This window comes from Sinisalibacter aestuarii (assembly GCF_027923545.1).
Lineage (GTDB): Bacteria > Pseudomonadota > Alphaproteobacteria > Rhodobacterales > Rhodobacteraceae > Sinisalibacter > Sinisalibacter aestuarii.
This window is the reverse complement of record NZ_BROH01000001.1, coordinates 544,255-556,388: the sequence shown is the minus strand read 5'-3', so window position 1 is coordinate 556,388 and position 12,134 is coordinate 544,255. Positions and strand designations below refer to the sequence as shown.

Sequence of the window (12,134 nt, the reverse complement as noted above, 5' to 3'; positions counted from 1 at the left end):
CCTGGCCCGGGCCCGCCGCCATCGCGCGCGCCTGCCCCGATGGCACAAGGATAAGCCGCCCTCGGTGAGCTGTCGGCTATGTGATGAGTTCGTAGGTCGCATCGGGCCTTCGCAATTCTTGCGGTCTGCCCGGAAGCTTAGCCACCGGGCGTTGACAAATCGTAACCGGCGGCCGGGTCAGGGGCAGAAGGCTCCGTAACCTCCGCCAGCAGCGCATCCAGCACGTCACGCGCCGCCCGGCTCTGCGCGACCAAGGCGCGCGACGCGGCAAGCGGGGTGTCCGGCGCATCGCCTCCGGCAGCGGTTGCGGCCTCTCCCTGCATCAGCGCGGCGGCCCGTGCCTGCACGCCGGGATCGCCGGTGGCAAACGCCTCCCAAATGCCACCGCGCCACGCGGCCTCATCGCGGCGTTGCCCATCGCCGGCTTCGCCATAGACACGAACCGCCCCGGCATAATCCGCCGCCTGTTCCAAAGCCTCGCCGCGCAGGCGCGTCGCCTCGGCATCGTCGAGGCCGGCGAGGTAGCCCACCGCCACCGCCGCCCGCCCCTGCAGGAGCGCGGCCCGGGCATGAAGGCGGCGGTCCGCCTCGTCCGGCAGCGCATCGTCGCCAGCCAGAATCCGCTGCGCCGGGTCCGGCAAGCCAAGATCCAGCAGCCGCGCCGCGAGCGCACGGCGGATCTCGGAGGCCAGCCCCGGCGTCTCGCCCAGACGCGGGATAAGGAGGTGCAGGAGCGTATCATCCGCCGCATCCCGAGCCAGCCTCGCGAATGTCGCCGCCCGCAGCGCCGTATCGGTTTCGGGCGGTAAAGCTGCGCGCGAGGCAGCCTCATCCAGCGCCGCGAAAGCCGCCGCGAAGTCCGCATTCGCGGCCAATGCACGGATGAGCGCCTCGGTGAACCGCTGGCCATCGGCGCCGGCACGATGTTCGTAAGCCAGACTGCGGAGCAGCGAGACCTGCGACGGGCTCACGCCGGCATCCGCCGTCAGCGCCTCGTCGACACGGGCCAGCAAAGCCTCGGGCATGACATCGCTGTCTTGCTGAACCAGGGCGTCCAGCCGCTCCAGCGCCGATTCACGCGCGCCGGTGGCAAGATCCAGCCGGGAGTCGGTCAGCGCCATATCCGGTGTCGGACTGCCCTCCGCGCGCTGCATTGCATTTCGGATCCGCGTCGCCGTCGCGGTATCGCCGGCCGCGATCAGGGTCTGCGCCAGCCCCGGGCCGAGATGGTTGCGCAGATGCGCCGGCAACCCGGCAAACGCCATCGCCACCGCCGCGGCATTCACCGGCTGGCCCGGCCGCAACTGCGGCTGCGCCAGCAGCGCCCAAAGCGCAGTCGCCCCGTCACAGACCATCTGCGCCACCAGATCCGGCGCCGATCGGGCCTGCCCCTCATCGACGATCTCGGCCATCGCCACGAGCAGATCGGGCCGGTCCATCGCCGCGGCATAATGCGCGATCAGCGCCTTCGCCTCCGCACCGAAGGTCAGGTAAATGTAATGGCGGGCAAGGGCGGTCACCCCGGCCCCGTCGGCGGCATCGAACTCGCCCAGAATGCGGCTTCGATAGGCACCGATATCGGCGCTCCCCTCCGCGGGGCCGCCCCATTGCGCCACGTCGAAATATTGCGGGTCGATACAGGCCTCGCCGGTATCGGTCTTTGGCGCCACACCACCCCCCGGCGCGGCCCGGTCCACGCTTGTCTCGACCGTCACATGGCTGTCATCCGTCACCGGTTCCGGCAGCGGTGGCGGAGCCTCCGGCGGCGGCGGGGCAGCGGCATCCGGCGGCGTGGTGGCAGCCTCCACCTCCTCTTCCATCCGCGAAAGATCCGCGTCCAGCAAGCCTTGCGCCGCCGCCCGGGCGATCTGTTCAAGCAGCACCGTTTCGGTTTCCAATACCCTGTCCCGCTGCAAATCCGGCGCAGCCGGAAGGGCCGCACCAACCGGCGGGGGCGCGTCGGCGTCATCCGTCACCCCGGGGTCGGCGGGTGGAGCGGCGACGAACAAGGGCAATCCGGCGCGCAGCTCTGCCGGGCGCGCCGGGCCTCGCGCCTCGCGCACCCGGGCTGGCGCCGCGGCAGGGCCGGCCGGCCCAAGCGCCCGCTCGAACGGCGCATCGGTCAGCGGCGCCGGGCCGTCCTTGATATCGAGCACCACTTTCCCGTCTCGCAAAACGAAGGCATCCGCATGGCAGGCGCAGCCCGGCGCAATCCCGATGAAAAGCCGTCCGCCGCCGAGATCGCGCAGCCCGGCGATACGCGCGCGCGTGATGCGGTCGAAGCTTCGGGATATATCCCAGTCAGTATCGCCCGCCGCGGCACGAAACTCATATCCGCCCTCGACCCGGCCAAAGGCCCAATCGAGCCCGAAATCGCCATCGAGGCGCAGGCGCGAAAACCCGGCATGGTCGCCGGATTGCACCACGACCCGCTCCGCCGTGGCGGCAACCGGAAGGAAAAGGATCAGGAGGATAAGCGCTGCCCGGATCATGCCGCGTCTTTCTTGACCTCCTTGAGCGCTTCTTCGAGGTCGGAAAAGCTGGGCCGGAAATGGCTGGGCGTGTTCTGCCGCCCCACTTCGATGCAGATATTGGTCGAATGATTATAGAGGTTGGCCACGAGCACCTCGCGGATCAGCTGGTAGAAATGTGCGTCTTCCTCCACCACGGTGGCGAGCTTGGCCGCGAACGGGCCCACCAGCCCATAGGCCAGAAACACCCCCAGAAAGGTGCCGACAAGCGCGCCGCCGATCAGCTTGCCGAGGATTTCCGGCGGCTGGTCGATCGAGCCCATCGTCTTGATCACGCCGAGCACGGCGGCGACGATCCCGAGCGCCGGCAAGCCATCGGCCACGGTCTGCAAGGCGTGGCTCGAATGCTGGGCATGGTGCAGATTGGCCTCCATCCGCTTTTCCAGCACTTCCTCCACCTGATGCGGATCGTCGTAGTTCATCGAGGCCGAGCGCAGCGTATCGCAGATCAGGTCAATCGCTTCCCGATCCGCCAGAATGCGGGGGTATTTGGTAAAGATCGCGCTCTCCGCCGGCGTCTCGATATGCTCTTCGAGGGCGACGGCGTTCTGCCGCGCCTGGCGGATCAGCTCAAACAGCAGGCACAGAAGATCCTTGTAATCCTCCGGCTTCCATTTCGGGCCTTTGAAGACCTTGCCGATATCCTTGAGCGTATGCTTGATCGCCGCGACATCGTTCGAAATCACGAAGGCTCCGGCCGCCGCCCCGCCGATCATCGTGAACTCGAAGGGCAGCGATTTCAGGATGATCCCCATCTTGCCGCCGGCCGCGATATAGCCGCCGAACACCATTACGAAGATCATCGCGATCCCGACGAAGCCGATCATGATTCACCTCACCTGGCAGCCTGTCCCGGCAGTCTCGCAGCAAAGGATTAAGAAAGGCTCATCGCCTGCCGGCCCTTTGCGCACCGCCTCATTCGGTCGGCACCGCAGCGTTTCGCCCCGCGAGAAGCACGCTGATCGAATAGGCGGCGGCGGGGTCGAGCTTGGCCATGATCGCCGCCGCCGCATCGGGGCGCATCCGGCCGAGAAACCCTGCGGCGAATTGCGGGTCCATCGCGGCAAAAAGCGGCGCGGCCTCCTTGGCCTTCATGTTTTCGTAAACGCTCGTGAGGCGCGACAGATCGTCTTCCGCAGCCGTCGAGGCCAGCGCGATGGTCGCTTCCAGCGCGTCTTCCGCCGCCACGAGCGCCGCCAAATTCGTCTCGATCTGCGCCTCGGCAACGGCAAGCGCCTGCATCCGGTCCGCCACAGCCGCCTCGCGCTCACGCAGCGCCGCCTCGCGCGTTTTGAGCAGCGCGAGCACCTCGGCAATATCCGCCGGGGATTCGCAAGCATCGGTTTCCGGCAAAGCCGCCTCGTCCTGCGGGGCAAGCCCCGCTGCGATTGCCCGCCCGGTTTCGCCGCCAAGGCGCAGCAGGCCGGACAAGGCAAACATCAGCGCAACCAGCCACAGCACGCCCCTCGCGGCACGCCGCCGCCGGGGGGCCGGGCCGGAAGAAGACCACCGCCAGAAGCTCATTGCACAGCCTCCCGCACCGCAACCCGCCGGGTTGAAAACATCGGCGTCTCCGCAGGCGGTGGCGCGGCGGCCCGTTCCCAATCGGCATCCTGCGCCGCTTCAGCGCCCTCGCGCCCGTCCATCGTCTCGTCCGGCAAATCGTGCAGCGAGGCCATCATCAATTCGAGCTTGCGCGCCGCCGCCTCCGCGCGCTCGGTCAGATCGGTGAGGGTGCGCGACGACTCGCCCGCCGCCTTGCGCGCCGCATCCAGCGTGCGCGTCATGTCGTCGACCTGCGCCGACAGCACCGCAACAGCGCCGCCAACACCATTTTCCAACGTGCTGAACCGCTTCAGCCGCCGCGCCAGCACCACGCAATAGATGGCCGCCCCAAGCGCGCCCGCACCAAGGAGAACATCCGACACCATTTCGAAAATCTGGTCCATTCCGGCCCTCCAGCGCCCGCCTCAGCTCAACACGAATTCCATGATCAACAAGTCCCGCACCCGCCCCTCGCCGGTGACCAGTTGAATGCGCCGGAGCATCTGCGCGCGCAGGCCGATCAGCGATGACGCATTTTCGAGATCGCTGAGCTCGACGGCGCGCAGGTAAGAGTTGAGCACATCCATCACCCGCGGCGTCAGCTTGGTCACATCCGCCTGCGCCTCCGGCGCCACCTCCAGCTCGGCGCGAAACCGCAAATGCCGGCTGCGCGTGCCGGTGCCGAGCGAGATCACCAGCGGCTCAAGCGGCACGAAGGCCACCGGCGGCAGCGTTTCCGCCGTATCGTCATGCGCGCCCGCATCGGGCAGGGCCGCCTCGCGCTGGCCGAGGATCATCCCCGAATAGACTGCATAGAAGCCGCCGCCGCCGAGCAGAAGCGCCAGCACGAGGCCGATCACCAGCCCCTTCCTGCCCGCCTTTTTCGGCGCCGCCTCATCCGCGCCGCCATCCGGTTCTTCCACGTCCGCCATGGGTCTACCCGTCAATTTCGTCGAATCGCTTATAGACCCGCAGGAGCTAACCGATTGTTAAGCCCAATCGGCGAATGTGGCGGATGACGGGGGCAGAAGCCCGCTCGCAGAAGGAGTGACGTCGTGCAGCACATTCTCGCGGTCTGGGCCGCGCTCGACCTGCGCAAAAGGGTGATCGTCATCGGGGCGACGCTGGCGATGTTCGCGGCCATTCTCGCTCTGGCCAGCGTTGCCTCGCGGCCCTCGATGGCCCTGCTCTATGCCGGGCTGGAGCCGGGGCCGGCGGGCGAGGTGATCAGCGCGCTTGAGGCACGCGGCGTGGTCACCGAGGTGCGCGGCGGGGCGATCTATGTCGAGGCTCCGCGGCGCGACGAATTGCGGATGACCCTCGCCGCCGAGGGCCTGCCCGGCAATTCGGCCAAGGGATACGAGTTGCTCGATACGCTGTCGGGCTTCGGCACCACGGCGCAGATGTTCGATGCCGCCTATTGGCGCGCGAAGGAGGGCGAGCTGGCGCGCACCATCGTCTCGTCGCCGCTGATCCAGACCGCGCGCGTGCATATCGCCGTGCCCGACGCGCAGGCGTTTCGCAACCGGGGCCAGCCCACCGGATCGGTGATGATCACGCCTGCGGGCGAGGCGCTGTCGGCCGCCCATGCAAAGGCGCTGAAATTTCTCGTCGCCTCCGCCGTGCCCGGCCTCGCGCCGGAAGATGTGTCGGTGATCGATTCGCGCGGCGGGCTGATCATGGCAGGTGACGAAGCAGCAGCCGAAGCCGATGCGAGCGACCGCGCCGAGGCGCTGAAGCGCAACATCGAACGGCTGCTCGAAGCGCGGGTGGGCTATGGCAACGCGGTCGTCGAGCTCTCGCTCGATACCGTCACCGAGAGCGAAAAAATCCTCGAACGGGTGATCGACCCCGAAGGCCGCGTGGCGATCGCAACCGAAACCGAGGAGAGCGCGGCAACAGCGTCGGACCGGGGCGGCAACGCGGTCACCGTCGCGTCCAATCTGCCAGACGGCGATGCCGGCGGCTTCGGCGATTCCTCGTCGAACACCACCGAAACCCGCGAGCGGATCAATTACGAGCTGTCTGAGACCACCCGCGAGGTGAACCGGGCGCCCGGCGCGATCCGCCGCGTCAGCGTGGCGGTGCTGGTCGACGGGATCCGCGGCACCGACGATAGCGGCGCCCCCGTCTGGCAACCGAGGAGCGATGACGAGCTGGCCGCGCTGCGCGATCTCGTGGCCTCCGCCGTGGGCTATGACGCGGCACGGGGCGACGAGATCACCATCAAGACGATGGAATTCGAGCCGGTCGCCGCCGCCGGCGCGCAGGCCTCCGCCGGTTTGCTCTCCGCCCTGCGCCTCGATGCCGGTGCGCTGATCCGCGTCGCCATTCTGGCGGTCACGGCGCTGGTGCTCGGGCTGTTCGTTCTGCGGCCGATCCTGTCGGCCAGGCCCGCCGGCGCAGCCCCGGCTGGCGCCCTCGCCCCGCCCGATGCCGCCCCGCCGGCGACATCGGCGCCGGTCTTGCCCGCCCTCACCGGCGAGATCGACGACGGCACGCTGCCGGGCGGCCCCGAAATGGCGGTGGTCACCTCCGATTTCGGCTTTGGCGGTGACGAAAGCGGCCTGCCCGCCCTCACCGGCGGCGATCCGGTGCAACGCCTGCGCGCCCTGATCGAAGAGCGCCAGGCCGAAACCGTCGAGATTCTGCGCGGCTGGATGGAAGATGACGCGGAGAAACCCGCCTGATGCCCGGCCCGCTGCACCTCGAAGATTTCGACCGGCCAGACCTCCGCAGCACGCCGGATAACGTCGCCGCCGCACCTTCCCCAACGCCCGCGCCGGATGCCGCCGAACAGGCCCGCCTGCAGGGCTACGAGGCCGGATATCAGGCCGGATGGGATGACGCGGTGCGTTCCGAGGCCGAGGCGCAGGGCCGGATCGGCGCCGAATTCGCCCGCAACCTGCAAGATCTCGGCTTCACCTTTCACGAGGCGCGCAGCCACGTGATGCAGGCGCTCGAACCCCTGCTGACGGGCATGGTCGAACGTGTCCTGCCCGATCTGATCTCGCGCACCATCGGCCAGACGATCATCGAAGAGCTTCTGCCCCTCGCCTCCGCTGCCGCCGACACCCCGATCCAGGTGGTTGTCAGCCCCGCCAGCCTGCCGGCGCTCGAACCGATGCTGGCGGCCTCCACCGTCCCCTTCGATCTCGTCGAAGAACCGACGCTCGCCGAGGGCCAGGTGTTCCTGCGCTCGGGCAGGCTTGAGCGGCACATCGACTTCACCCGCGCCGTCGATCAGATCGGCACCGCGATCAACGGGCTCTACGAACTCAACGAAAAGGCGTTCCACAATGGATGACCAGGCACCGATTCCGGCCGATGACAGCACCGCCAACCCCTTCACCCAGGTCCCGATCGAGATCGTCATCTCGGTCGGCCGCGCCCGGCCCCTTGTGCATGACCTTCTGCGCCTGAAGCCGCAATCAGTCCTGCCGCTCGACCGCAAGGTCAGCGACCCTGTCGATCTCTATATCGGCGACAAGCTGATCGCACGCGGGGAGCTTGAAGAGCTCGACGGCGACGAGACGGGCCAGCTCGCGGTGCGGCTGACCGAGGTCGCCGATCTGAAAGCCGGGATCTGACCCATGCGCAGCCTTCCCGCCCGCATCGCCGCGTCCGCCCTGCCGATCGCGTTAACCACGATCCTCCTGCTGGCCGCCCACCCGGCGCTGGCGCAGGAGATTTCCATTTCTCTGGCAGACGGCGGCGAAAGCCTCGCCACGCGCTCGATCCAACTCATCGTGCTGATCACGCTCCTCAGCCTCGTGCCCGGCCTCGCGGTGATGATCACCGCATTCCCCTTCATCGTCACCGTGTTGTCGATTCTGCGCCAGGCCATCGGATTGCAGCAATCGCCGCCGAACATGCTCATCGTATCGCTGGCGCTGTTCCTCACCTATTTCGTGATGGAACCGGTCTTCACCGAGGCATGGACCGCGGGCGCCCAGCCGTTTTCCAGCGGCGAGATGGTGCTTGAAGAAGCCTTCACCGCCGCGCTCGCCCCGTTCCGCGTGTTCATGGCGGCCCGGATCGACGGTGAAACCTTCGACACCCTCGCCACCTTGCGCGAGGCCACCATCGCCAGCGCACCGAGCGCCGAGGCACCCCTGTCGCTGCTGGTGCCGTCGTTCCTGCTCAGCGAAATCTCGCGCGCCTTCCAGATCGGCTTTCTCGTCTTCCTGCCCTTCCTGATCATCGACCTCGTCGTCGCCGCGGTGCTGATGTCGATGGGGATGATGATGGTGCCGCCGGCCATCGTGTCGCTGCCGTTCAAGCTCGCCTTCTTCGTCGTCGCGGATGGCTGGAGCCTCGTATCCGGCGCTCTGGTGCGAAGTTACTTCTGAACCGCACAGCGCCGCTGCGCGAGCGGCGCCTGCCAAGGCTGTTTCGAACGGGTTCACCAGTCCGGTGTCACGCCTCACCCCGGTCAGCAAGCATCCTGCCGCCGCAGCGCAGGCCAGATTCAGCGCACGATGAACTCGGCGTGCAGCGCCCCGGCAGCCTTGATGCTTTTGAGGATGTCGATCATATCGCGCGGCGCCACCCCGAGCGCATTGAGCCCGGCAATCACCTCCGAGAGCGATGTGCCCTCCCGGACCTCGGCAAGCCCGATGCCGGGCTCTTCCTCCAGCGCCACGTCGCTGCGCGGCACCACGATCGCCTCACCCTCCGAAAACGGGTTTGGCTGCACCACGAGCGGCGCCTCCTCGATCCGCAGGGTCAGGTTGCCCTGGCTCACCGCAACGCGGCTGATCCGCACGTCCTCGCCCATCACGATGGTGCCCGAGCGCTGATCGACCACCACCCGCGCCTTGCGCTCCGGCTCGACGGCGATGTTTTCCACCTCGCCCAGCGCATGGGCCGGGCTGATCGCGCGGGTCGCGGCGATATCGAGCACCACCGTGCCCGCATCCAGCATCCGCGCCACCACCCGGCCATAGCTGCGGTTGATCGCGGTCTCGATCCGCTCGGCGGTGGTGAAATCGGCGTCGCGCAGGGCCAGGCGGATCGACGAAAGCTCCGTGAAATCGAACTCGATCTCGCGTTCGATGCGCGCGCCTGACGGGATCACGCCGGCAGTCGGCACGCCTTGAATCACCTGCGCTCCATCGCCCTCGGCGGCAGCGCCGCCGGCAATGACCGTCCCCTGCGCCACCGCGTAGATCTGGCCATCGGCGGCGTTCAGCGGCGTCATCACCAATGTGCCGCCCAGCAGGCTCTTGGCGTCGCCGATGGCCGAGACCGTCACGTCGATCGTCGACCCGCTGCGTGAAAACGGCGGCAGCGTCGCGGTCACGAAAACGGCCGCGACATTCTTGGGCCGGAACTGCTCGCCGGTGATGTTCACGCCGAGCCGTTCGAGGATGTTCGACATGATATCCTCGGTGAACGGCGCATTTCGGATACCGTCGCCGGTGCCGTTCAGGCCGACAACAAGGCCGTAGCCCACAAGATCGTTGCCGCGCACACCGTCGAACTCGACCAGATCCTTGATCCGGATCGCATTGGCCGAAGCCGGAGCGGCCAGCCCCAGCGCCATGAGAACGATCAGCAGGGCGGGAAAAAATCTGGTCATCGCATGTAATCCGTGAAGGTAAGGCCCGCGATCCGGGCGGTGACGGTATAGAGCGTTTCGATCTGCGCATAGACCGCTTCGAGCTCGCTCGCGGTCTGGTACGGATCCGCTCCGATCAGCTCGACGCGCGCGAGGTCGTAGGCGGCGGCCTCGGAGGCATTGCGCGCCCGCGCCGCCTCGATCCGCGCCTCAGCCGCCCCGAGGTCCGCGCGCAGCCCGGTCAGATCGCCATCATTGGCAATCATGCGCCTGCCCGCATCGGCAACCAGCGCCGCCTGCTCGTCCGGGTCGCCGGCCAGAACGCCCTCCGCGATCAGGGCGGCGAGCGCGAAGCCTTTCAGCGTGTCGCGCAGAACCGTGTCGTCGGCCCGCATGCCGATCGCCACGCTTTCGCCCTCCGCAATCGCGAGCGGCCCCAGATCGCTGGCCGAACCGCGATAGGCCATCGTATCGAACCCGCCGCCGGCAATGTCGAACCAGGCATCGACGGCGGCGGCGATACCGGCGGCGCTGGTCTCGCCGGAGGCCACGGCAACGAGTTCCGCCAGCATCGCCTCGCCGGAGGCCAGCGGTGAGCGGTCCGTTGCCGCGCCGCCAAAGAGCGCACGGTCGCCATAGCGGGTATTGAGGCCCGCAACCGCGGCGGAGAAGCTCTGCCGCGCCTCGCCGGCGGTGGCGGCGATGGAGGTCGCGTCGCGCGCGGTGCCCGCCGCCAGCAGGGCGGTGCCAAGCCCTTGCCCCAGGCCCTGCACATGTTCGAGCGCGAGCTGCGCCGCGCCGAGCATGCCGGCGGCCTCGGTATTGGCGCTGGTATAGGCCGCCAGCGCCGTCAGGCTGCGCTCGATCGCGGCGAGCGGGCGGTAATCGCCACGCAGGGCAGTGCCGGGATCCGATCTCAGCCCCGTGGTCAGCTCGGTGCCGAGCCGCATCATCTGGTCTTTCAGCCCGGCGGACTGGCGCCGGCTCAGGAAGGTGTTGGCGAGATCGCCAATCGAAAGAAGGCTCATGGCTACAGCCCCATCAAGGTGTCGATCATGTCGCCGACGGTAGCGAGCACCTTGGCATTGGCGGCGTAGGCCTGCTCGATCAGCATCAGTTTCTGCAATTCGTGGTCGGTATCCACGCCGCCTTCGAGTTCCATCACCGTCAGGCTGTCCTGCTGTGCGGCGGACTGGCTCTGGCGCGCTTCGGCGGCCAGCCGGGCGGCGCCGGTGACAGAGAGCAGCTCCGCCGCCAGCCCGCTGGCCGAACGCGCGGCGCCGAGAAAGCCGCCGGATGCCGGAACGCGCTCCGCCGTCAGCGCGCCGCTCAGCGCCTGCAGGAGCCGGGCATCGCCCACATCGCCCGGCGCGGCAGCGCCGAGCCCGTCGCGCAGACGCCACAGCGCCCCGCCCCGGGCCGGGTCGACGGCGGCATTCACGCTCAGACGCGCCGACAGGCCAGCCTCGTCGGCGGCGGCAAAGGCGGCTCCGGCATCGGTGAACAGGCCCGCATCGCCGGCGCCGCGCGTCGCATCCAGCCCGCCATCCTGGAACCGCTCGACCAGATCGCGCGCGACGGCGTCGAGCCGCGCCTGCGCGCTTACCGCCAGCTCGTCGCGCACCCCGAACAGCGCACTCAGCGAGCCGCCCTGGATCGGGCTGCGGTCGCCTGCGCTGCGGATCGCCATGCCGTTGATGGTCAGCCCGGACAGCGCACCGCCCGCCTGCGTCATCTCCGGCACGATCACGCCCGCCCGGGCAAACCCGATGTCGGCCGCGCGCCCGTCCAGCACGATGGCGCCGCCGGTGGTGTAGAGCGCCACCATGCCGTGGTCGCGATCCACCTGCCGCATCGGAACGATGGCCGAGATCGCGTCGATCGTCTGCTGGCGCAGATCCTGCAGCGCCGAGGGATCGTGCCCACGCGCGACAGCCTCGCGGATCTCGTAATTGAGGGTCTGGACCTGGGTCAGCCCGTCATTGAGCTGGCGAACCTGGCCGTCAATCGCCGCATCGGCCTCCATCCGCATCGCCTGCACCTTGTCCGACGCCGTGGCGATCTTGCCGGCCAGCGCCGTCGCCGCCTCCAGCACCGCGGCCAGCCGCGCCTCGCTGTCGGGGCGCGCGCCGGCGTCGATCAGCGCGGCCTCGAAGGTGGCGATCCGCCCGCTCAGCGACCCGGCCTCCCCCGGGCTGCCGATCATCGCTTCCAGCTCGGCGTGAAACCCGGCGATGGTGCTGTCATGGCCAAGCGCGGCATCGGCCAGGCGCCGGTCCTGAACCACGCTGATGTCGACCTCGCGGCGCACCCCGGCCACCGACACGCCCGCCGAGGCCGATCCGCCCATATATGTCGAGGTAAGCTCCAGCTCGCGCCGCGCATAGCCCCGGGTATTGGCGTTGGCCACGTTCGACGAGACCAGCTCGGCGGCGCGGGCCTGTGCGGCGAGCCCCGAGAGCGCGTTGGAAAGCGATCCGGCGATGGTCATCTGT

12 protein-coding genes are annotated in these 12,134 nt (G+C 68.5%); 4 read left to right on the top strand and 8 right to left on the bottom strand.

What is annotated here, in order from left to right:
- Positions 1 to 137: 137 nt before the first annotated feature.
- The 5 genes from QMG28_RS02775 to QMG28_RS02755 all read right to left on the bottom strand — a co-directional run bounded on the left by QMG28_RS02775 (position 138) and on the right by QMG28_RS02755 (position 5,008).
- Positions 138 to 2,492: a hypothetical protein gene (locus tag QMG28_RS02775; protein ID WP_281840639.1), complete on the bottom strand. Its 2,355-nt coding sequence runs from the start codon at positions 2,490 to 2,492 to the stop codon at positions 138 to 140.
- Complete coding sequence (motA, locus tag QMG28_RS02770) at positions 2,489 to 3,358, bottom strand: flagellar motor stator protein MotA (RefSeq protein WP_281840638.1); 870 nt, start codon at positions 3,356 to 3,358, stop codon at positions 2,489 to 2,491. Before motA ends, QMG28_RS02775 begins: the two co-directional genes overlap by 4 nt.
- An 88-nt stretch (positions 3,359 to 3,446) precedes the next feature.
- Positions 3,447 to 4,055 carry a MotE family protein gene (locus QMG28_RS02765; protein WP_281840637.1) on the bottom strand — a complete coding sequence of 203 codons (609 nt, stop codon included), beginning with the start codon at positions 4,053 to 4,055 and terminating at the stop codon, positions 3,447 to 3,449.
- Entirely contained in the window at positions 4,052 to 4,480 is a 429-nt protein-coding gene (locus tag QMG28_RS02760; RefSeq protein WP_281840636.1) for a hypothetical protein, read from the bottom strand. Before QMG28_RS02760 ends, QMG28_RS02765 begins: the two co-directional genes overlap by 4 nt.
- 21 nt (positions 4,481 to 4,501) lie before the next feature.
- A complete protein-coding gene (locus tag QMG28_RS02755) occupies positions 4,502 to 5,008 on the bottom strand; it encodes a flagellar basal body-associated FliL family protein (protein WP_281840635.1) in 507 nt (168 codons plus the stop codon).
- Positions 5,009 to 5,131: 123 nt separating this feature from the next.
- Between QMG28_RS02755 and fliF the strand changes: the two genes are divergently transcribed.
- From fliF to fliP, 4 genes are read left to right on the top strand one after another with little or no spacing between them, the layout of a single operon-like run.
- Positions 5,132 to 6,766: a flagellar basal-body MS-ring/collar protein FliF gene (gene fliF / locus QMG28_RS02750; RefSeq protein ID WP_281840634.1), complete on the top strand. Its 1,635-nt coding sequence runs from the start codon at positions 5,132 to 5,134 to the stop codon at positions 6,764 to 6,766.
- Entirely contained in the window at positions 6,766 to 7,383 is a 618-nt protein-coding gene (locus QMG28_RS02745) for a FliH/SctL family protein (RefSeq protein ID WP_281840633.1), read from the top strand. The genes fliF and QMG28_RS02745 overlap by 1 nt, the downstream gene beginning before the upstream one ends.
- Positions 7,376 to 7,666 carry a FliM/FliN family flagellar motor C-terminal domain-containing protein gene (locus QMG28_RS02740; RefSeq protein WP_281840632.1) on the top strand — a complete coding sequence of 97 codons (291 nt, stop codon included), beginning with the start codon at positions 7,376 to 7,378 and terminating at the stop codon, positions 7,664 to 7,666. The genes QMG28_RS02745 and QMG28_RS02740 overlap by 8 nt, the downstream gene beginning before the upstream one ends.
- Before the next feature lie 3 nt (positions 7,667 to 7,669).
- Positions 7,670 to 8,428, top strand: coding sequence for a flagellar type III secretion system pore protein FliP (fliP, locus tag QMG28_RS02735; protein WP_281840631.1), 759 nt, complete (start codon positions 7,670 to 7,672; stop codon positions 8,426 to 8,428).
- A 119-nt stretch (positions 8,429 to 8,547) separates the two neighbouring features.
- On the opposite strand, the gene QMG28_RS02730 is transcribed toward fliP, so the two are convergent.
- Genes QMG28_RS02730 through flgK form a run of 3 tightly spaced genes read right to left on the bottom strand, consistent with a single transcriptional unit; the run spans position 8,548 to position 12,130 of the window.
- Positions 8,548 to 9,624: a flagellar basal body P-ring protein FlgI gene (locus QMG28_RS02730; protein ID WP_281841051.1), complete on the bottom strand. Its 1,077-nt coding sequence runs from the start codon at positions 9,622 to 9,624 to the stop codon at positions 8,548 to 8,550.
- A gap of 32 nt (positions 9,625 to 9,656) precedes the next feature.
- Positions 9,657 to 10,667, bottom strand: a complete 1,011-nt coding sequence (locus QMG28_RS02725) for a flagellin (protein ID WP_281840630.1) — start codon at positions 10,665 to 10,667, stop codon at positions 9,657 to 9,659.
- 2 nt (positions 10,668 to 10,669) lie between these two features.
- Complete coding sequence (gene flgK / locus QMG28_RS02720) at positions 10,670 to 12,130, bottom strand: flagellar hook-associated protein FlgK (protein WP_281840629.1); 1,461 nt, start codon at positions 12,128 to 12,130, stop codon at positions 10,670 to 10,672.
- Between the last annotated feature and the right edge of the window lie 4 nt (positions 12,131 to 12,134).